The 21,505-nt window shown below is 38.9% G+C and carries 19 protein-coding genes and 5 pseudogenes; 21 read left to right on the top strand and 3 right to left on the bottom strand.

Annotation, left to right across the window (positions count from 1 at the left end; all coding sequences use genetic code 11):
- From HMPREF2810_RS05565 to HMPREF2810_RS05525, 9 genes and pseudogenes are all read left to right on the top strand, one after another.
- A partial coding sequence (locus HMPREF2810_RS05565; protein ID WP_002402689.1) for an IS256 family transposase occupies positions 1–911 on the top strand: 911 nt, incomplete at its 5' end.
- A gap of 262 nt (positions 912–1,173) precedes the next feature.
- A complete protein-coding gene (locus HMPREF2810_RS05560; RefSeq protein WP_002331201.1) occupies positions 1,174–3,216 on the top strand; it encodes a BglG family transcription antiterminator in 2,043 nt (680 codons plus the stop codon).
- Positions 3,217–3,226: 10 nt separating this feature from the next.
- Positions 3,227–3,847: a bifunctional 4-hydroxy-2-oxoglutarate aldolase/2-dehydro-3-deoxy-phosphogluconate aldolase gene (locus tag HMPREF2810_RS05555; RefSeq protein WP_002331202.1), complete on the top strand. Its 621-nt coding sequence runs from the start codon at positions 3,227–3,229 to the stop codon at positions 3,845–3,847.
- 11 nt (positions 3,848–3,858) lie between these two features.
- On the top strand, positions 3,859–4,317 hold the full coding sequence (locus tag HMPREF2810_RS05550; RefSeq protein ID WP_002326530.1) for a PTS sugar transporter subunit IIA: 459 nt from the start codon (positions 3,859–3,861) through the stop codon (positions 4,315–4,317).
- An 18-nt stretch (positions 4,318–4,335) separates the two neighbouring features.
- The gene (locus HMPREF2810_RS05545) at positions 4,336–4,614 is read left to right on the top strand and encodes a PTS sugar transporter subunit IIB (protein ID WP_048942208.1); all 279 of its coding nucleotides are present in this window, start codon (positions 4,336–4,338) and stop codon (positions 4,612–4,614) included.
- Positions 4,615–4,638: 24 nt separating this feature from the next.
- The gene (locus HMPREF2810_RS05540) at positions 4,639–6,006 is read left to right on the top strand and encodes a PTS galactitol transporter subunit IIC (protein WP_002386123.1); all 1,368 of its coding nucleotides are present in this window, start codon (positions 4,639–4,641) and stop codon (positions 6,004–6,006) included.
- 14 nt (positions 6,007–6,020) lie between these two features.
- Positions 6,021–7,166, top strand: a complete 1,146-nt coding sequence (dgoD, locus tag HMPREF2810_RS05535; protein ID WP_002331205.1) for a galactonate dehydratase — start codon at positions 6,021–6,023, stop codon at positions 7,164–7,166.
- Between the two features lie 26 nt (positions 7,167–7,192).
- Positions 7,193–7,684, top strand: coding sequence for a hypothetical protein (locus tag HMPREF2810_RS05530; protein ID WP_002331206.1), 492 nt, complete (start codon positions 7,193–7,195; stop codon positions 7,682–7,684).
- Between the two features lie 442 nt (positions 7,685–8,126).
- Positions 8,127–9,327: pseudogene (locus HMPREF2810_RS05525) on the top strand (MFS transporter).
- 75 nt (positions 9,328–9,402) lie between these two features.
- Here the strand turns inward: HMPREF2810_RS05525 and HMPREF2810_RS05515 are convergent.
- Positions 9,403–9,963: a TetR/AcrR family transcriptional regulator gene (locus HMPREF2810_RS05515; RefSeq protein WP_002364878.1), complete on the bottom strand. Its 561-nt coding sequence runs from the start codon at positions 9,961–9,963 to the stop codon at positions 9,403–9,405.
- Between the two features lie 143 nt (positions 9,964–10,106).
- On the opposite strand from HMPREF2810_RS05515, the pseudogene HMPREF2810_RS16215 reads away from it, so the two are divergent.
- The 7 genes and pseudogenes from HMPREF2810_RS16215 to HMPREF2810_RS15300 all read left to right on the top strand — a co-directional run.
- Positions 10,107–10,721 (top strand): annotated as a pseudogene (locus tag HMPREF2810_RS16215) (GNAT family N-acetyltransferase).
- 240 nt (positions 10,722–10,961) lie between these two features.
- Entirely contained in the window at positions 10,962–11,345 is a 384-nt protein-coding gene (locus HMPREF2810_RS05505) for a GntR family transcriptional regulator (protein WP_002364876.1), read from the top strand.
- Between the two features lie 684 nt (positions 11,346–12,029).
- The gene (sstT, locus tag HMPREF2810_RS05500; protein WP_002392330.1) at positions 12,030–13,019 is read left to right on the top strand and encodes a serine/threonine transporter SstT; all 990 of its coding nucleotides are present in this window, start codon (positions 12,030–12,032) and stop codon (positions 13,017–13,019) included.
- Entirely contained in the window at positions 12,955–13,293 is a 339-nt protein-coding gene (locus HMPREF2810_RS16020; protein ID WP_250856661.1) for a cation:dicarboxylate symporter family transporter, read from the top strand. Before sstT ends, HMPREF2810_RS16020 begins: the two co-directional genes overlap by 65 nt.
- A gap of 536 nt (positions 13,294–13,829) precedes the next feature.
- The gene (locus tag HMPREF2810_RS05490; protein WP_002355429.1) at positions 13,830–14,294 is read left to right on the top strand and encodes a PTS sugar transporter subunit IIA; all 465 of its coding nucleotides are present in this window, start codon (positions 13,830–13,832) and stop codon (positions 14,292–14,294) included.
- Positions 14,287–14,583, top strand: a complete 297-nt coding sequence (locus HMPREF2810_RS05485; protein ID WP_002370906.1) for a PTS sugar transporter subunit IIB — start codon at positions 14,287–14,289, stop codon at positions 14,581–14,583. The genes HMPREF2810_RS05490 and HMPREF2810_RS05485 overlap by 8 nt, the downstream gene beginning before the upstream one ends.
- 19 nt (positions 14,584–14,602) lie before the next feature.
- Positions 14,603–15,219: pseudogene (locus tag HMPREF2810_RS15300) on the top strand (PTS transporter subunit IIC); the annotation flags it as partial.
- Here the strand turns inward: HMPREF2810_RS15300 and HMPREF2810_RS05475 are convergent.
- Positions 15,213–16,073: pseudogene (locus tag HMPREF2810_RS05475) on the bottom strand (MATE family efflux transporter); the annotation flags it as partial. The pseudogenes HMPREF2810_RS15300 and HMPREF2810_RS05475 overlap by 7 nt on opposite strands.
- 281 nt (positions 16,074–16,354) lie before the next feature.
- Here HMPREF2810_RS05475 and HMPREF2810_RS05470 point away from each other — a divergent pair.
- From HMPREF2810_RS05470 to HMPREF2810_RS15885, 4 genes are all read left to right on the top strand, one after another.
- Positions 16,355–17,023, top strand: coding sequence for a 2,3-bisphosphoglycerate-dependent phosphoglycerate mutase (locus HMPREF2810_RS05470; RefSeq protein WP_002334632.1), 669 nt, complete (start codon positions 16,355–16,357; stop codon positions 17,021–17,023).
- A 102-nt stretch (positions 17,024–17,125) separates the two neighbouring features.
- Complete coding sequence (locus tag HMPREF2810_RS05465; protein WP_002355434.1) at positions 17,126–17,392, top strand: ACT domain-containing protein; 267 nt, start codon at positions 17,126–17,128, stop codon at positions 17,390–17,392.
- 14 nt (positions 17,393–17,406) lie between these two features.
- On the top strand, positions 17,407–18,750 hold the full coding sequence (locus tag HMPREF2810_RS05460; RefSeq protein ID WP_002384854.1) for a PFL family protein: 1,344 nt from the start codon (positions 17,407–17,409) through the stop codon (positions 18,748–18,750).
- An 18-nt stretch (positions 18,751–18,768) separates the two neighbouring features.
- A complete protein-coding gene (locus HMPREF2810_RS15885) occupies positions 18,769–19,281 on the top strand; it encodes an HAD hydrolase-like protein (RefSeq protein ID WP_002364868.1) in 513 nt (170 codons plus the stop codon).
- Between the two features lie 372 nt (positions 19,282–19,653).
- On the opposite strand, the gene HMPREF2810_RS05450 is transcribed toward HMPREF2810_RS15885, so the two are convergent.
- A complete protein-coding gene (locus tag HMPREF2810_RS05450) occupies positions 19,654–20,103 on the bottom strand; it encodes a DIP1984 family protein (protein WP_002331389.1) in 450 nt (149 codons plus the stop codon).
- A 490-nt stretch (positions 20,104–20,593) separates the two neighbouring features.
- Here HMPREF2810_RS05450 and HMPREF2810_RS05445 point away from each other — a divergent pair.
- Positions 20,594–21,475, top strand: a pseudogene (locus HMPREF2810_RS05445) (ABC transporter substrate-binding protein); the annotation flags it as partial.
- Positions 21,476–21,505 lie beyond the last annotated feature (30 nt).

Genomic DNA, 21,505 nt, shown 5'->3' with positions numbered 1-21,505 from the left:
GGCATCACTACACGCCCCAAACCATGTCCAATATGACTAAATCATTTACGGAAGAAGTCACTTCATTTAAGGAACGTGAGCTTCATGACCGTTATGCCGCTATTTATATGGACGCAACCTATATCCCTTTAAAGCGGAAAACCGTCGCCAAGGAAGCCATTCATATCGCAGTTGGCATTCGCCCGGACGGTTCAAAGGAAGTGTTGAGCTATGCGATTGCACCAACTGAATCTATCACGATTTGGGAAGAGATTTTAATAGACCTCCAGGAACGTGGCGTGAAAAACGTCCTCCTTTTCATCACGGATGGCTTAAAGGGGATGGCAGGGGCCGTGCAGCGGTTCTACCCCAAAGCCCGTTTTCAACATTGCTGTGTGCACGTTTCCCGTAATATCAGTCACAAAGTGCGTGTCGATGATCGTAAGGAAGTCTGTGATGATTTTAAAATGGTGTATCAAGCGTCATCTAAAAAGGCGGCATTGGAAGCACGTGGTGCTTTTGCGGAAAAATGGAAAACCAGTTATCCAAAAATGGTGGAATCGATCCTTTCGAACGATTACCTGCTCACTTTCTATGATTTCCCATTAGCCATACGCAAGACTATTTACTCTACGAACTTGATTGAATCCTTTAATAAGCAAATCAAGAAATACAGCCACCGCAAGGAACAGTTCCAAAATGAAGAGTCGATGGAACGTTTCTTAGTCTCGTCTTTTGATACTTACAACCAAAAATTCCTAGGTCGCAGTCATAAAGGTTTCCAACAGGCCGAAGGCGAGCTCGAACAAATGCTGAGTCAACCGATGGAGAATTGGAAACAATCTACAGTAGGGAAGAACCATTTACACAAAATTATTGACGCTCCCAAAAGCATTGTTTTTAGCAGTTTAATATTATTCTTTTTCAATTAGACTGACTTGATTTAGTTACGGAATAGATACTTTAATGTGTTGAAGAAGCAACGTCCCGTGTTTATTTACTAAAGCATCCAATATTCACATTAGCCCTAAAATAATTGTCATACCATGTTACATTTGATATAACAGCGTTCATTTTAAAAATAGCTGTTAGTGTGACAAAACATTAAACCAAGTGTGACAAAAAACGTGATGAAAGCTTTCCGGAAACGTATGTGAACAAGTATATAATGATTTTGTCAGGAGGATAGTCAAAATGAATAAACGAATTCGTGAAATACTCAAACTGATTATTAAAAACCCTGAAATGAAACTTTCCACTTTAACAAGTGAACTTGATTTGACACGTCGTCAAATCAATTACGCGATCAATCAATTTAATGAAGAATTGAAAACAAAGAACATTCCGTTAATTCAGAGAAGTCATTCTGGAAATATTACGGTACCAATCGAGGTTATCCAAATGATATCACAGCCTGATTACGACATAGGTGATGATCAGGAACTTGTCGTTCTCACTGATAGTGAAAGACAAGCATTGATAGTGATGACTCTGATCGCTAATATCGATTACATCAGTCTAGATCATTTGGTAGATGCGGTTGATGTTAGTAAGACGACTGTTATGGAAGATATCAAACGAACGGAACCGTTCATCAGAAATTATAGTCTGACAATTCGATATAATCGGATGAATGGTTACCAATTGGTTGGTTCGGAACACCGTATCTTACAGCTGTTATCGGATCTAGTAAAACGGTATCCGATTTTTCGCCGAGAAATGATTCGCAGAAAATTGGCACAAGATGTTTCTGAAGAAGAAATCGTCCATTTGATCCATAACATGGAACAAATGTTGCATCTTAGTTATTCTGATGAGTCGGTAGACTATTTGCAGACATCAGCGAGATTTTTAGTAAGCCGTGGGATCAAGATGTCAGATAAGCACGCGTTTTTTCCCGATGATGTGACGGATACTCCTGAATTCCGAATGCTGATGATCTTGGTACATGAAACAGGTTGGAGTCTATCCAAAAGTTATATGGAGTGGTTCACGTTATTATTTTTAACTTCCAATATTTTTGAGAGCAAAACTACTCAAAATTATGATTCGGATCAAGAATTGCGAAAATTGATCAGCCAAATGGTTGAAAATTTCCAAAATCAAACGTTGATTTTGATCGATGACCGAGAAGACTTTGAACGTAGGATACTGAGTCATCTGCGTCCAGCCTGTTTTCGAATACGCTATAACTTGAGTTTAGGAGTTTATTCAATAGATAGTCTGATCAAGGATAGTAATCATGCGATTTTGATTGATTTGATGAAAGAATTGATTATTCCTATTGAGAATTGGCTAAATAAGGCCTTTCCAAATGATGAATTAGATCTTTTATCCTATTACTTTGGCTATCAATTAAGTAATCATAATAAATTGAATAAGCAACGACAAAGGGCTGTAGTTGTTTGTACTAATGGTGTCATGGTCTCAAAGTTAGTACGAGCCAATATGGAAAAACTTTTTCCAGAGATCCATTTTTTAGCTTCCCTATCTGTGCGTGATTTCTACAAATTTGAAGCTGATTATGATCTGGTCTTTACTACGACGCCACTAAAAAGTTCTATGCTGCAGTTTATGATCGAGCCAATCATGACATATCAGCAACAAATCAGTTTACGATATCGAGTTTTGAGTGATTTAGGAATTACTAAGGTTGATCGAGCAATGGATGAATTGTTAACAATCATTAGGAAATATGCAAATATCACCAATCCAGTTTCGTTGCGAGAAGAACTGCAGTACTTTTTGATCAAGGAAGATGGAAGCACGCCGCTGGACAACTTCAAGGTATTGCCTTCATTGACTTATTACTTGCGGCCGAGTTATGTACAAATCGTTGAAGAAGAGATGTCTTGGGAACGAGCAGTGGAGGTGGCTTGCCGACCGTTATTGGAACATCAAATCATTGACTCGCGTTTTATCGCTGATTGCTTGGATCAAATCAGACAACCGGGATATGCAGGTTACTTGGGAATGAAGACTTGCATTCCCCATACAACGGTCGATAAAGGTGTAATCAGTGACGGTGTCAGCATTTTAGTTTGTAAAAAGCCGATACGATTTCCTAATGGTGAAGATGTCAGCTTGATTTTGCCGCTTTCATTTTTTGATTTAACGAAGCATCTGCGAGCCATCAATCAAATCGCTGATATCGCCAAAGATGATTCATTGATTGAGCAGTTATTGATTGCTGATGACGAAAAGACAGTTTATCAACTATTAAGACAAAGATCTTAAGGAGGAAAACATGAGACTAGCAGATTATCCTAAATTGACAGTGATCATGCGTGGTTATACTTTTGATCAGGCAGATGCTATTTTACAAGCAATGCAGGAATTTGACCATCAATTTGCCGTAGAGATGACAATGAACACAAAAGGAGCTCTTGAAAATATACATGAACTAAATCAACGTTATGGTGACACGACTTATATCGGCGCTGGGACGGTAAGGACATTAGAACAAGCCCAAGCCTGCTATGAGGCTGGTGCAAAATTTTTATTAGGACCACATATGTTCACAAAAGAAATGTTGTCTTACGCCAATAAGAAAGGATTATTGGCGGTACCTGCCGCAATGACTCCTTCAGAAGTCGACCGTATGTTTAAAGAAGGAGCTGATATTGTAAAAGTATTTCCTGCAGCGGTTGTTACTCCGCGTTTTTTCAAGGATATTCAAGCACCTTTAGGTAAGTTACCACTAATGGGGGTTGGTGGAATCAGTAAGGAGAATGCGAAAGAGTTTTTTGAACAAGGTGCTAGCTATTTAGGTCTTGGTTCCGGTATGTTCAACAAACAAGACATCGAAGAGCTAAATGTTAAAAACTTAGCACGTTCGATGAAAGAATTAATTGAGGTTATTAAATAGGAGTGAGGCCTTTGGAACTTTATTTGAATGAGGAACTCGTTTTTCGAAATGTTCAAGCAAAAACAGATAGTGAAGTCTTAGCGTTTTTGGCAAGCGAGATGTACAAAAAAAACTACGTGAAGGAGGAATATATTCAAGCAATCCAAGAACGGGAAAAAGAATACCCTACTGGATTACCATCAACACCACCAGGAATCGCAATTCCCCATGCAAACTATGAAATGGTCAATAAAACAACTTTAGCAATTGCGACTCTTAAAGATCCGGTCCTATTTCATAATATGGAAAATAACAATGAGCAGTTACCAATCCAAATTGTGATCATGATGGCGATTGGGGAACCACATGGGCAAGTTGAAATGTTACAAAAAATTGTTGGAATCATACAAGATGAGCCACTGCGGCAAGAAATGATCAGAGCAGGCAATGATACTGAATTATTAGAACTATTAAAGAAAGCGGTTTTTTAATATAAGGAGGAAATCATAATGAAACGAATTTTAGTAGCATGCGGAAATGGTATCGCCACTTCAACAGTAGTAGCAACAAAAGTTAGAGAGTATTTGCAACAACATGGCATTGATGTTTCAACGACTCAAACAAAATTGATGGAAGTTCCAGGAAAAGTTCAAGACTATGATCTATTGGTGACGACTGGTCAATTTGATGGTCAAACAGGTGGTGTACAAGTAATCAAAGGGATGCCGATTTTAACAGGTATCGGTGCCGATCAAACAATGGAAGAGATTTTGAACTTACTGAAATAATAGCTGATCAAAGGAGCTGAAAAAATGAAAATCATTATGAACGTCTTTAACTTCTTTATTGACGCTGGACCAACAGTTATGTTGCCAGTCATCATCACGATTATTGGTTTGATTTTTGGGTTAAAGATTTCTCGTGCTTTTAAATCAGGTTTGACATTAGGTATCGGTTTTGCCGGGATCAAGTTGATATTGGACTTTATGACGACCAATGTTGGACCAGCTGCCAAGGCGATGGTTGATCGAACTGGTGTTAAACTAGATGCTTTGGATGTTGGGTGGGGTTCGATTGCGGCTGTTACTTGGGCATCGCCAATCATTCCAATCTTGATTTTTGCCATTCTATTGGTCAATATCGTTTTGCTGATTTTGAAACGTACACATACGCTGGATGTTGATATCTGGAACTATCACCATATGGCAATCGTTGGTGTTATGGTGTATTTTGTGACTAAGAATGTCTTCTTAGGTGTAGGTGCATCAGTAGTGATGGCAATTGCGACTTTTAAGATTTCAGACTGGTCGCAACCGATGGTAGAAAGTTTCTTCGGAATCCCTGGTGTTTCTTTACCAACTGTTTCTGCGCTCTCATCACTGGTTATTGCTTGGCCGTTAAATTGGCTGCTGGATCGTATCCCGTTATTCAGAAAATCAAAATTCACCATCAAAGATGCACAAAAATATTTGGGATTTTTTGGTGATTCTATGATCATGGGGTTAGTTATCGGGATGGTGATTGGTGTTTTAGCCGGCTATGATATCAAAGCGGTTTTACAATTAGGTGTCAGCATGTCAGCTGTTTTGGTTTTGATTCCTAAGATGACTTCATTATTTATGGAAGGATTGATGCCAATTTCAGATGCTGCACAAAAATGGTCACAAAAAAAATTCAAAGGTACACGTTTATTTATCGGATTGGATGCTGCAGTTGTTGTAGGTAATCCAGATGTTATCACAACAGCATTGATCATTATTCCACTAACGATTGCATTAGCTTTAGTATTGCCAGGAAACCGTGTGTTACCATTCGCAGATTTAGCGGTTGTTCCTTTCCGCGTGGCAATGGTCGTTGCCTTGACTCGTGGTAATTTATTAAAAAATATCATTATTGGCTTAGTTGTGACAGCTTCATTGCTATGGTGTGGGTCAGCTACTGCGCCAATGCTGACAGCAATTGCCAAATCGGTTGGTATTAACTTAGGAACTTCTTCAATGTTAATCTCATCATTTGCTGCGACTTCCATGATCCAAAGTTATTTGGTATTTATCGCATTTGCTTACAAACCAATCATCGGTATTCCAGTGTTGTTATTAGCCTTTGCGGGCGCATGGTATTACTTCGATGGTATCAAAAAAGTTAATCATGAAATGGATGAACCATTGAAGGCACAATAGTAGGAGGGTTTAAATTGAAAATTTCAGATGTCACAGTGTATAAAGTAAAACCAAGATGGATTTTTGTTAAGATCTCGACTGACGAAGGAATCGAAGGCTGGGGAGAAATGATCTCAGGAACTAAAACAGAAACGGTTGTTGCTGGAGCTTATGAGATAGGAAACCGGCTGATTGGACGTAATCCGTTTGAAATCGAGCGCCTCTTCCAAGAAATGCATCGATCTTTCTTCCGAGGCGGTCCTATTAATGGAACCATCGTTTCGGGTTTAGAAATGGCTCTGTGGGATATCAAAGGAAAAGCGTTTAATGTTCCGGTTTATGAATTATTGGGCGGTGCAGCACGTGATAAAATCAAGGTTTATTCTTGGATTGGTGGAGATCGACCAAGTGAAGTTGCAGAACAAGCACAAGATCGGTTTGATCGGGGCTTTACGGCCGTCAAGATGAACGCGACAGAAGAGCTGCATTATATCGATTCCTACCAAAAAGTTGATGAAGTGGTGGAACGAGTTGCATCTATTCGCGAACGTTTTGGTGATGCAATGGATATTGGTGTTGATTTTCATGGACGGGTCCATAAACCGATGGCAAAAGTGCTAGCAAAAGCTTTGGAGCCATTCCATCCAATGTTTTTGGAAGAAGTCGTTTTACCTGAAAATGAAGAACACTTTAAAGAAGTAGCTGATTCTGTGGCTGTACCATTAGCTACTGGTGAACGCTTGTACACTCGTTGGCAATTCAAGAACCTCTTTAAACAAGGTACTGTTGATATTATCCAACCAGATGTGGCTCTTTGTGGGGGAATCTTGGAAACCCGTAAAATCGCAGCGATGGCGGAAGCTTACGACATGGCTGTTGCGCCTCATGCGCCATATGGTCCTGTTGCACTAGCAGCAACTCTGCAAGTAGACTCATGTACGCCAAACGTCTTTATCCAAGAACAAAGCTTAGGGATCCACTATAACAAAGGTTTTGATCTGTTAGATTTTGTGAAGAACAAAGAAGTTTTCCAATATAAAGACGGCTACGTAGATCTACCTTCAAAACCAGGTCTGGGCTTGGAAATGGATGAAGACAAAATCAAAGAAATTGCACAAGAAGGTTTGATTTGGACCAATCCGCAATGGAAAAATTATGACGGTACGATCGCTGAGTGGTGATAAATGAAAATAAAGGATGATGAAAGATGGCAGAAGCACTTATGATCACAGTTTTTTTAGGACTGCTGATTATTTTGCAAATAATCGATCAAAAGAAAATTATCGTGTTTGCTCAGAGTAGTCCTGTAAGGAAGAGTTTGAGTATTTTACTGACAGTCGCCATCCTGTTGATTTTCTGGCCGGAACATCTTACTGATCAGATTAAACTGGTTGCTTTTGCTTCTGTCATTTTGATCAATGGTTTTTTGAAGGAGGGTCTAGCAAAAGATTCTGTTGTTAGATTTGGAGTATTGAACGGTAACTTTAATCGATATCCTCAAGTCCAAGTAGAAAAACTAGGTGACGATAAATCATTTATTTCATTTTACAAAAGCAAGAATAATTCTTTTTCAATGATTTTTGATAAAGATCAAACTGAAATGATGGATGTCTTTCAAGAACTTGATATCCATTCCAAAATTACTTTAGATCAAAGTTCGGAAGAAAAAAGAGCAGTTGTAAAAAAAGATAATGAATGATTCTACTACCGAAATTATGATTTCTTTATCACGAATAATGAAACTTGTTTTAATGAATCATATTGATTGAAGTATACAATGTATATTAAGTTTTGGAAAGAAATATATTGGTACAAGATATAGCAGGAATCGATTACTCGATCCCTGCTTTTTTTAACTTCCTTTGCAGCAAAAAAAGCTCGTAATCTAAGAGATGATGGATAGTTTTTAGAATATATATATTTTCTTCAATTCCAGAAAAAAATGACCAAGCTAGTATGCTAAAAAAGTACGATGCTTCTATGATCTTTTTTCCGTCTTTATTAACAGATGTTTTAATTGATCAACGCATATTGTAATCTACCCTAATTTCCATAGTTCTTCACCACTTTTAAAAATAGTAAAACCCCTACAAGTATGCTATAGTAAATTGCTAAAGAAAAACCAATAAGGTGGGAGATGTATGCGCGATCAAACAAGCGGAAAAATGATTCGTTTTTATTATACAAGTTTGCAATTTCTCTATTGGATGATGTTTTGTTCTGTCTATGGGTTTGCGACATTGTTTTTGATTTATTTCAAGATTGATCCAGCTAAAATCGGAGGGATCTTAGCATTGGTCAATATTGTTTCAACGGTGCTTCAGCCTTTTATCAGTCAAGTGATCATCAAGAAAAGAAAGATCCCACTGATCACCGTGCTGAAGACGATGATAGCAGGATTAGGAGTGATTCTCTTAGCTGGGGTATTGATTCCGAATTTGCCGATCATTACTTATATCTTGGGTGGGATTTTAGTAGTTTCTATGCAATCATTTCTCAATGCGCTGGCATTTGAGTATTCAAATACCGGCTACAGGATCAACTTTGGCTTTTCAAGAGCTGGTGGTTCATTTTCTTATGTTGTAACTTCTTTTTTACTGGGACAGCTGTTAGCGATTTATTCTGCCGCGATTTTGCCGATCTTGGTTATAGTTGAAGCAGTGATATTTTTCGTTATTTTGCATCTGCTGCCGGATGTAAAAAATCAAGAAGTTTTTCCTATGACAAAAGAACAGGATCGCTCAGTTTCTTTGAGAAAAAAATATCCTTTCCTGATTTTGTTGTTTTTAGGTTTCAGTTTTCTTTTTACTTTCCACACCATGATCAACAGCTTTTTGGCACAGATCTTTGAAAATATCCACGGTGGCAGTAAAGAAGTTGGCATCGCATTGATGATCGCCGCTTTATGCGAATTACCGGGAATGATCTTTTTTGAACAGCTTGTCAAAAAAGAAATCCAGCAAATTTTGGCTGTCTGTTGCCAGTATTTCATTTACTGTCAGAGGATTCATGATGCTACTGGCCAGTTCGATCCTGATGATGGAAATGACGCATCTCCTACAAGCCTTCAGTTTCGCTTTGTTTATTCCAGCTTCGGCTTATTTGTTCAATCAATTTCTGGCGGATGATGATCGTGTATTTGGACAAACGATGATCATCATCGCCACAACTCTTGGTGGGGTGATAGGAAATGTCTTGGGCGGCAGTCTGCTGCAGCATTTCGGTGTATGGGAGATGCTGATTTTCGGTACTGGTTTTGCGGTGCTGGGTGCTTTATTAACTATTTTGGGCATTCGAAAAATACCGAAGTTATCTGAGGATAGCGGAGACATTACTAAATAATTGGAAATACACAAGATCATTTTATTGGATTTTTGTTTAAAGGAAGCGTCCCGACGCTTCCTTTTTCGTTTGTTTTTAAGGCATGATAGGTTCTATGTTGTCGTTCAATAAGCGCAAGAAGGTCAGCATTTTTTTCTTAGAGTATGCAAAATTGCTTTCTACCCAATGATTTAAAACGGAGAGGCACCCTTGGATATGGTAGATGGTGAAGTAACGCATTTCTTCTGTGATCACGGTTTTTTTGTCTTCTTGTAGCCAGATTTTTAAATAATTTTCTTCGATCAGATTATTTAATCTCTTTTGAAATTGGATATCTCCGTGGTTGATGACGAATAACTTGTATACGAACGTATTCGTATAGACATAGTCGATCAAATGAGCGTATAGATCCTCGTAGCTATGTGTCGTATCGTAGGAAATGATTTCATCCAAGTCTTGGAAAAAGCTATTTTCCAGTTTTTCATAAAGATCATAGATATCCGTATAATGTGTATAAAATGTCGAACGGTGAAGATCAGCAGTTTCGGTCAGTTCACGGATGGTGATGTTTTGAATTTTTTTATCTACTAATAATTTTGATAATGCTTCTGCTAACGCTTTTTCTGTTTTTTTGACGCGGCGATCCTCTTTTTTCATTTTGCAGCCTCCTAATCAACATAATCAAGGAATTGTGTCGGTTATCCGACAATTTCACCGCTATCTGAACATAGATAACCGACACCTTGTCTATTATAATATAAGTATAGCATATCAATATTTAAAGAATAGGAGAATAAGTGATGGAATTAGCCTTTAAGCAACTGGAAAAGAAAGACTACAAAAAAGCCATTCAATTCGCGATTAAAGGTATGCACTTTGATTGGTATACCAAGAACAAACTCCTTTTGAATCTTTATGGAAGATACTTTTGGTATCTAGAATTGAATCGCGCGACACAAATCATTGCTTTATATGCGGATGATGAGCTGGCAGGTGTTTTATTAGCAGACATCAAAGGAAAATCAAAAAAGCATCATTCATTTAGTTAAAAGTTATATGTTAAACTATTTGATTTCTTACAAAATGCATTTGTGAAAGACAGCAAAGGCGGGTATGACGACACCAATGAAGAATTGCTTTCAGACTATTTAAAAAAACATTCCCCAGATGGAGAAATTGTCTTTTTAGCTGCCAACCCTGATTTAAAGATCAAGGGGATCGGTAGTAAATTATTAAAAGAATTTGAACGCCGAGAGCAAGGAAAAGAAGTATTTCTGTTCACGGATAGCGGCTGTACGTATCAATTTTATGAACGACGCGGTTTCGAACGGAAAAAAGAAAAAGATATCGTCATGAAGATCCTTAATAAAGAAGTAGATCTCCGCTGTATGTTATATAGTAAGATCATTCAGTAATGTTTTTTACTATCAGAAAGCAGAAGTACCACGAAGGTCAATGGAAAAAGCGAGTAATTGATCCATTTAGATGAAGATAGGTGTAGTCTCAAAGATATTAGCTGGCAAAGATATCCCCAGTTAAAAATAGATTTCTGTATCCAACAATAAAAATATTTTTGTATTTATTAGTATATATACTTTACAAAAATTTGTATATATACTAATTTTTTTGTAGGATCAATGAAATGAGGGGAAAATATGCCAAAATATAAAGAAATAGCCTTGGCTCTAAAAGAGAGGATCGTTGAGGGAAAATATCAGGAAGGTTCTAAATTACCTGAGCAAGAAAGTCTGGCTAGAGAGTTTAAAACAAGCTGTGTTACTATCCGCAAAGCTATACAACTCCTTATTGATGAAGGTTTGTTATATACGAGACGTGGATCTGGTACTTTTATACGAAGCAATATCAGACAGGACAATGAGAATGTCACTCAAGTAAATAATGTATTTGGCACTTCATCACAAGAAAATACAAATGTGACAAGTAAAATAATCCGTTTTGATGTCCGGTTTCCGACAGATTATGAAAGGCGGCTTTCTGCAACCTACTTCCGATCCCCTTCCTGCAAATCATGGGTATAAAAAAATAGGCATATTAAGCGGGCTAGGAGGAGAAATATTCACATATCATTTTTTCATTCCGCAAGCTGCGTCAAGTTATTTGGAATTTGTAGAACAGATGAGAGAGGTAGAAGCAGCACTACAAACTACTTTTCAATAAGTAGGAATTATAGAAATTTTACTCAAAAAATCTTCATTAAAAAATCTGACTAAATAAGTTGAGAAAACAGAATATACTTCAATATCCAGTGATTTATAAATATCATTCACTCATGATACCCAGCTCCGTATCATAAATGAGGATTTTTTTGACAGTACAATGTTGTTGTAATGAGAGATGAGTAATAATGAAATAACACAAAATTAAAAATGCCCTTTGTACCCGTAGTGTTTCAGTAACAGAAAAAATCATTCAAAAAATGGATTTATTGAAAGTCTACAAGAACAAGACTACTGATGAATTCCGCCTAGAATCTAACCTATTCTTTATTTCAAATCAATAAATCATCATTTCGTTAATTTTTTCCCCACGAACGTGGGACAAAAGTAAGAAACACTTTTGACTCATTCTTTAAAAAAGAATAAACGGTGGGAGCAGAAGCAACTCCTTCTTATTTCTCGGATTTAAACGCTTCTGTCCGATCCTCTTTAATAGTTTGAATTTTTAGAAAGTTTATCTTTTATTTCTATTTTAGAGATGTTAAAATGATGGTTAAACTATATAGGGGTGATTATTTGTTAGATAAGTTTTTGGATATGTCTTTAGTTCAACGAATTAGTTGCGGTATCATAGTTGGTATTATAGTTGGTATTTTTTTACCCTCATGGACGTTTATCACCATATTGGGGACTGTATTTGTCAGTTGCTTAAAAGCCATTGCTCCTCTCTTGGTATTTTTTCTGACGGCAGCTTCGATTGCAAAACATAAAGTTGGGAATGAAACCTATGTCAAACCTATTTTATTTTTATACTTAGGTGGAACGTTCCTCTCTGCGTTAGTTGCAGTAGTCGTTAGTTCGATTTTTACGATCCCAATCACTTTGCAAGAACAGGTCTCTGAAAAGGCGCCACAAAATATCGGCAGTGTCTTATCTACGATGTTGACTAACGTGACACAAAACCCGATCCAAGCAATCATTGAATCAAATTATTTAGGCGTTTTGTTCTGGGCCGTCTTGTTAGGGCTGGCTTTGCGTAGTCATACGGAAACAACTAAAGAAGTCGTGGATCAAGTTTCTGTAGCCTTGTCATACGTAGTGCAGCTGATCATTGCGTTTGCACCGATCGGTATCCTAGGATTAGTTTATCAATCGATCTCAACGACAGGGTTGTCTGGCTTAGCAGAATATCTTCAACTAGTTCTGGTATTAGTAGGAACCATGTTATTTGTCGCTTTAGTTGTTTATCCGCTTCTGACTTTCTTATTTATCAAAGAAAATCCCTATCCATTGATTTTCTTTTGCTTAAAAGAAAGTGCGGTTCCCGCCTTCTTTACACGTAGTTCAGCAGCCAACATTCCTATCAATATGATGTTAGCCGAACGATTGAAATTAACAAAGGAATCCTATGCGATCTCGATTACGTTGGAGCGACCATCAATATGGGGGCGCTGCTGTAACGATTACCGTGATGACATTGACGACGGTACAAACATTAGGGATCGAAGCGTCCTTTGCTTCAAAATTGATCCTTAGTCTGTTGGCAGCCATTGCTGCTTGTGGAGCTTCAGGCGTTGCGGGAGGTTCGTTGCTATTGATTCCTTTGGCTTGCAGCTTGTTTGGTATTTCGAATGAGATTGCAATGCAAGTTGTAGGGATAGGATTTATTATCGGTGTGATCCAAGATTCGGTAGAAACAGCTTTGAACTCTTCTAGTGATCTGTTATTCACAGCGATTGGGGAATTAAGCGCGCGGAAACGTAACGGAGAAGCAATCTCCTTAAAAGATTCCTTAAGTGAATCAAACTGATTGCGAATGGGTGATCATTTTTCGATGATTGGTTTTCTGAAGTGATGATTGACCGAAAATAAAAAGCTTTTATCCTAACTTCAAGTATAGGGTAAAGGTTTTTTTATTTTGAATTTATGTAGAATCAAAATGAGCGTGGGATAAAAGTAAGAAACACTTTTGTCTCATTCTTTAAAAATGAATAAACGGCGGGGGTAGAAGCAACTCCTTCTTAAATAAGCCGAAATTCACAAAAATTTGAAAAATAATTTTCGTGAATTTCGGCTTATTTCTCAGAGTGAAGCACTTCTGCCCCAGCCTTATTTTGGTTCGTTTTTTCTTTTATAGGGAAGAAAAAACGAACTGTTTTTTTGAGAGAAGGCTATTTTTTTATGGGTCAAACGCTCTTGGCACAGAAAATAAGAATAAATTCCCATTAGAGCACGCTTTTTGTTTTTTCACTATAAAAAAGTGAACCCAGTTTATATTGTCAAGTAAGGCAGAGTAACTTATAGTATAGACGTGCATAAGTAATAAATGAAATAGAGGCGAAATAAGTGTTAAGTAAAGTAATCAAAGATGAATATATTCAACTAGATGTTCAGGCAAATAACTTTGAAGAAGCAATAAGAAAAGCTTTGCAACCTTTCTTAGAAGCAGATGTAGTAACTGAAAAATATGTCGAAACAATTTTGAAGATTTACGAAGAGACCGGTCCATATATCGTTATTACTGAAAATATTGCTTTACCTCATGCAACGGTGGAAAGTGGAGCAAAAGATGTAGCTATTGGATTTATGCGATTGAAGACCCCAGTTACTTCAGGTCATCGCACCAATGATCCAGTTAAATATCTTTTTTCATTAAGCGCCAAGAATAACCAAGCGCATATTGAATTGCTATCAGAATTGGCAAATTTATTAGGAAATCCAGATTTTCTAAAATTTATCAAAGTCGTTTCATCTAGAGAAGAATTTAAAAACTATATTGAAAAAGCAGAAGGAGAGAATAAACATGAATAGTCATAAAGCTTTAGTAGCTTGCCGTGCAGGAGTAGGATCAAGTTTGATGCTAAAGATCAAAGTCAATGAAGTTGTTAAAGAAAATAACTTTCCGTTAGAAGTAGAACATTCATCTTTAGATGGTGTGCCAGGTTTTCAAGGAGATATGATCATTACTTTGCCTGATGTAGCGAATGAATTAATAGAAAAAAATTTACCACAGAAGATTGTTGGCATTGCGAATATTGTGGATAAGAATGAAATTAAGATAAAACTTGAAGAAACATTTATTGAGTTAGAAAAACAGTAGTTAGAAAGGAAGGCTGAAAATGGATTTTATTATTAGCTTCTTAAGTACGCCCGCAGTACTATTAGGGCTTGTGGCTATGATAGGCTTATTAGCACAAAAAAAGTCTGGAACAGAAGTCTTGACTGGAACCTCTAAGACAATTATTGGCTTTTTGATCTTTAATGCAGGTGGCACGATCATGACAGGGGCTTTGCAGAACTTCAATACGTTGTTCCAAACCGGATTTCTTATCAAGGGAGTGCTTCTCCTGAAGCAGCGACAGCATTAGCGCAGACAGAATTTGCGTTTGTTACGAGTAGTACGCTGATTTTGGGATTTATCATGAACTTAGTAATTGCTAGGATTACTCCTTTCAAAAATATCTTTTTTACGACTGGTCATAGTTTGTTCTTTGCGTGTGTGTTATCTTTGATTTTGAAAGCGCATAACTTCTCGGATGTAGCCGCAATTATCGTTGGTGGATTATTACTTGGCTTCTTCTCCGCAGCATTGCCTCAATTATGTCAGCCCTTCATGCGTAAGATTACAGGAAGTGATGCAACTGCTATTGGCCATTTTAATATGGTTGGCTATGCACTGTCTGGTTATATTGGCAAGCTATTTAGTAAATATAAAGACCGCACAACCGAAGACATCATTGGCTGAGTGGCAAATTGGTCGATCCTTCCCGCGGCAGCTTGAGCCGCTACGACATCTGTTCCCAAACTATTTAGAGCAGACTGCAATACCACCGCTCCAATAGCGATGATGGATGATTGGAAAGCCATAGGCAAGCCCGCATTCAAATGAGTGAAAATAGTGTCTTTATCTATTTTGAAATCACTTTTAGAGACTTGCAGCAACGGGATTTTCCGTTTGATATAGATGACACACATCAAACTTGCGGAAATTTGCGCGATAACTGTCGCATACCCAGCCCCAGCGATCCCCATGTGGAAATTGATAATAAACACCAAATCCAAAATCACATTGATGATCACAGCGAAAATCAAAAGGAACAAAGGTGTTCGGCTATCTCCTAGCGCTCGAATCATATTTGAAAGAAGATTGAACGCCATTGAGGCAAACATACCGCCTAAGATCACGCAGATAAATTCCTGTGCTTGTTGGATAATATCCGGCGGTGTCTGCATCAGCAATAATAACGGACGTAAAAATACTAAACTCAAAACAGTCAAAATAGCAGTTACTGTGAAACTAATTATAATAGCAACAGCAAAACTTTTCTTTACACCGCGAAAATCCTGAGCGCCGAAACGTTGCGCCGTGATGATAGATAATCCAGCGGTCAAACCTTGAGCAAAACCAATGATCAAAAATGTGATACTTCCTGTCGCGCCGACTGCTGCCAATGCCTCTTTACCGATCGTTTGCCCAACAATGATCATATCTACTATATTATAGAACTGTTGGAAAATATTCCCCACGAGTAATGGAATGGTAAATAAAAAAATCAACTTTGCTGGGGTGCCTATAGTTAGGTCTCTCATGATAACTCCTCAATTTTTTTCAGAATATTTGCAAATTACATATTATCATAGTTTAATAGAACCACAAATAGCTGATTTATACAAAAAATACAGCAAAAAAAGAGCAATTTGTTAATGCTTACAAAAAAGATGCTTGATAGCATAAACTCAGTTCTTTAGATTTTTTAAAATCAATTGGTACAGCTTTAAGAAAATTTTATGAAAAAGATGAAAAAGATGTCAACTGCAAATGACATTTCTCAAAGAAACTGGGATAATAAAGGAAGAGAGGTGGAAGACATATGGATGTAGTACTGATGCGGCACGGGGAAAGTGAAGCAAATTTTGAAAATTATTGGACGGGATGGCTGGATGTTTCTCTGACAGAAAAAGGACAGGAACAGGCTCGTAAGGCAGGGGAAAAAATCAAAAACGCGCAGATCGAGTTTGACGCTGCATTTACGTCAGTATTGAAGCGGGCATCATTGACTTGCCAGATCATCTTAGAAGAAAGCGATCAGTTATGGATACCGACATTTAAAACCTGGCGTCTGAACGAGCGGCATTATGGCGCTTTAGTAGGGAAAAATAAGGATGAAATGGCACGAGAATTCGGGGCAGATCAAGTCAAACGCTGGCGTCGAGATTATTATGAAATGCCTCCATTAGTAGAAGAAAACCATTTTGATCGCCGTTACGCACAATTGGCAGATCAAGACATTCCTCATGGAGAAAATCTGCAAATGACGGTCCAGCGGGTCGCGCCATTATGGCAAGACGAGATCGCGCCGCTGTTGGGTTCGGGTAAGAATGTTTTGATTACCGGACATGGCAACAGTCTGCGGGCACTGGTGAAATATTTGGAGGATGTACCGGAAGACCAAATGGATACCATTGATATTCCCAATGCGCAGCCGATCCACTACCGCTTTGATAAGAACTTGCAGATCGTCAATAAATCGATCCTCTAAAGACGAATATTGGCTGAAGGAAATAGCCCTTTGTTTCAGAATTTTTCATAAAACTATCATAAATTATGGTATACTATTGAAAGAATTGGAGGAATAAGAATAATGAAAGCTATTTTAACGGTGGTCGGGAAGGACAAGGTTGGGATCATTGCCGGTGTCAGCCAGAAGTTGGCAGAATTGAATATCAATATTCTAGATGTATCTCAAACGATCATGGAAGATTATTTTACCATGATGATGATGTTGCAAATGCAACCAGAGGCTGATTTAGAAGCGATCAAGCAAGCATTGAGTCAAGTTGAAAACACGTTGAGCGTCAAAATCAGCATTCAAAATGAAGAGATCTTCAATGCGATGCATAAACTATAATTCGGAGGGAAATGATGGAAACAAAACAAATTCTTGAAACGATCCGGATGGTAGAAGAAGAAAATCTTGATATCCGGACGATCACAATGGGTATTTCATTGTTGGACTGTATCGATGCCAGCACAGAAAAGACTTGTCAAAATATCTATAATAAAATCACCAGCAAAGCGAAAAATCTTGTAAAAGTCGGTGACGAGATCGCCAGTGAATTTGGGATCCCCATCATCAACAAGCGGATCTCGGTAACGCCGATCGCAATCGTTGCTTCCGCAAGCGGCGGGCAAGACTGTGTTGCTTTTGCGCGAGTTTTGGACAAAGCCGCAAAAGCGGTGGGGATCAATTTTATCGGCGGGTATAGCGCATTAGTTGAAAAAGGCTATCAAGGAGCGGACCTGTCCTTGATCCAATCGATTCCGGAAGCCTTGGCAGAAACAGAATTTGTCTGTTCTTCTGTCAATATTGGTTCGACACGGGCAGGGATCAATATGGACGCTGTCAAATTGATGGGTGAAACCATCAAACAAACCGCCGAAGCTTCAGATATGGGCTGTGCGAAGTTGGTAGTCTTTGCGAATGCGGTGGAAGACAATCCTTTCATGGCGGGAGCATTCCACGGGGTCGGTGAAGCAGATTGCGAGATCAATGTCGGTGTCAGCGGACCGGGCGTAGTAAAACGCGCTCTGGAAAAGGTCAAAGGCGAATCTTTCGATGTGGTTGCTGAAACAGTTAAGAAGACGGCATTTAAAATCACGCGGATGGGACAATTAGTCGGTCAAATCGCTTCTGAGCGATTGCACGTACCCTTTGGTATTGTGGATCTGTCATTAGCTCCTACTCCGGCAGTTGGTGATAGTGTCGCGTTGATCTTGGAAGAAATGGGCTTGGAAGCTGTCGGCACACACGGTACAACGGCCGCACTGGCTTTATTGAACGATGCTGTGAAAAAAGGCGGCGTGATGGCCTGCAACCATGTGGGAGGCTTATCAGGCGCATTCATCCCGGTTTCTGAAGATGCAGGTATGATCAAAGCCGTAGAAGAAGGCTATCTGAATCTGGAGAAATTAGAAGCGATGACCGCCATTTGTTCAGTGGGTCTGGACATGATCGCGATCCCAGGAGATATACCAGCGGAGACGATTGCGGCGATGATCGCTGATGAAGCTGCGATCGGTGTCATCAATCATAAAACAACGGCGGTGCGGATCATCCCCGCTAAAGATAAAAAAGTCGGCGATTCTGTCGAATTCGGCGGTTTGCTGGGGACTGCTCCAGTCATGCGGACGAATTCGGCGAAATCGACGGACTTTATCCAACGAGGCGGGCGGATCCCGGCACCAATCCATTCATTTAAAAATTAGGAAGATAGTGAGAAAATAATGTTTGATTCATATATATGGGATTTTGACGGGACGTTGTTCGATACGTATCCGATCATGCTTGACAGCATGATGAAAGCTTTAGAAGATCGGCAAGTAGTTGCTGATCCAAAAGCTGTTTATCGATTATTGAAAGAAAAATCTTCAAAAGCATTGACTGAAAAATATCATTTGGACTTTCGAGAATTCTCAGATGATTTCCATCAATACGAAACGCTTGATACACGTCAACCTGTCACATTTGATCATGTGTATGACACATTGACGCAATTGAAACAACAAGGATCTAAACATTATATCTTGACTCATCGTACGATCGCTTCGACTCGCGAATTGTTAGTAAAAGAAGGAATGTTAGAATTTTTTGAAGAAAACGCAAGGCGCCTGGCACTCATCTTCCTCCCTCCCTACAGCCCTCAGTTGAACCTAATGGAAGGCGTTTGGAAGTGGCTCAAGGAATCGGTCATCTTGACCACGTCCAGAAAATCAAACAGTCGGTCCGCGGTTTCTTAGCTGATGTAAACGAGCGTCCCCTTGAGGTGATTGACCGACTGTGCGTGCGGATGTAAAGTATTTAATTCAACCTATATAGCTAAACGATCAAAGATTCCTTGATCTGGTTTCCTATGTTGGAAACGGATCAGGGGGTCTTTTGCTTTTGAAAGAGGTCTTGTTGAAAAAAAAACCTCTGTTTACCTTTTGAGTAACAAAAGATAAACAGAGGCACCCACCTTGTCAAACCAGCACGTGGTCGTTAATTGAAAAATATAAGTTGTACGCTTGTAACTGAACAGCAGTCATTAAACTGGTCCCTGCCAGACCCCATTGGTGTACATATAAGCCTGTACCTGCTTTGTGCTCGCTTTTGACTCCCACCCAGCTGTTTTATAAATCAACAAGCCAATTTGTTTGTTGAATCTGCCCGTCTAATTCACGTAAGGCTTTTGCGGTTTGATTCAAACGGTCGGTGATTTGCTTGGTATCGATCGTTCGGATCATACGAATCTCATTACGTCCCATCCGTGGAGCAACCTTGGCTGCTTCCAATGTTGCCGTTAGCATCGCATGCGAACGCCTTAAAGCTTCCCGTTTCTCTAATGCAGCAGCAATCGTTTCTTGTTCACCGATTTTGGCGACCGCATTTCGCTGATTGATTGCAATGACCAACTGGGCAAATTCTTGGTTTGTTGTTTCATAATCCAGCAGTAAGTCGTCGATGCTGCGGTCTAACGTATCGCCTTCTTGGATCACGGCACTACTGGCAATCTCTTCTCGTAACAGAGTGAGTTTGGATTCAAGATCTCTTCGTAGTAATAATGCTTCAGCAAGTTTCATTGATTTCATCCTTTCGAGCAAGGTTTCTTTTCTTTATCTTAGAAAAAAAACACTAAGCTGGCAAGTATTTGCCCTCCAAAAAGTCTCGAAGCCATTATTGAAAAGATTGAAAATTCTAAAAACTGTTTGACTAGAAAAACGAGGAATAGTATACTTTTATCAATTCAGTAGAATATAGGACATCGATGAGAAGAGTAGCTTTGATGACTGTTTAAAGAGAACCCGAGTTGGTGAGAAAGGGGACAGAACGCTAAGTGAAGATGAGCTCAGAGTCTTTTAACTGGTTTACGCTGGTTAGACGGAACGCAGCCGTTATCCTGCCGAGTATGCATACGTACTGATGAGGTGTTATTTGTAAAAATGACACGAAAAAGGGTGGTAACACGAAGTCTTCGTCCTTTTGTTGATCAATGATGATCAGCAAAGGGACGAGAATTTTTTTATTTGATCAAGCTTGCAACTCGCAAGTGAAAAGGAAAGAGGAGAGTAAATGAAAAAGAGTTTGGTTGTTGTAGGAATTTTAAGTTTTTTGTTAGCAGGATGTAGCACGACTGGATCGTCCGCAAAGGAGACAGATCCAGAAGTTCAAGAGATTTCAGTCAGCTTACCGGCAGAGTTGACAACATTAGATACGACGCAAACAACGGATAAAGTTACGTTTACCGTTATCCAGCATCTTTTTGAAGGGTCGTATCGTTTTGATGAAAAGAGTCAGCCAGTTCCCGGTTTGGCGGAGGAAGCAGTCATCAGTGAAGATGGCAAGACATATACCTTTAAACTAAAGGAAGAAGCCAAATGGAGTGATGGGCAGCAAGTGCAAGCAGCAGATTTTGCTTATGCTTGGAAGAAACTGGTCGATCCTAAAACCATGGGGCCTAATGCGTATCTTTTAGACAATGTCGTCAACAGTCAAGATATTCGCGAAGGGAAAGCAGACATTGCGACGATTGGCTTAGAAACACCGGATGAAAAGACCTTTGTCGTCCATTTGGAACAGCTGCAACCTTCTTTTTTATCGGTGGTGTCGATTGGCTGGTTAGCGCCTCAAAGACAGTCTTATGTTGAAGAAAAAGGGACGGCATATGGGAAAACAAGTGAAGACTTGCTCTATACGGGACCTTTCATTCTGAAAGACTGGCAACAGACCGGTGCAGAATAGATGCTTGCCAAAAATCCTGAGTATTACGATCAAGCGGTAGTTAAGTTGGATAAAATCAAAGGTTCCACGATCAAAGAGGAGAATACTGGAATCCAGTTGTTTGAAAGCGGGGAGTTGGATCTGCAAAAAATCAGCGGACTCTATGTGCAACAGTACCAAAATAATGACTCCTTAGTCACTCAAAAGGATATTGCCAACTATTTTTTAGATTTTATGATTTGTCAAATTAAGTTAGAATAAAAT

Origin of the sequence: Enterococcus sp. HMSC078F03, from assembly GCF_001811595.1 — a bacterium.
Lineage (GTDB): Bacteria > Bacillota > Bacilli > Lactobacillales > Enterococcaceae > Enterococcus > Enterococcus faecalis.
Note: the sequence above shows the minus strand (reverse complement) of the source record. Positions and strands in the feature narration are given on the sequence as shown.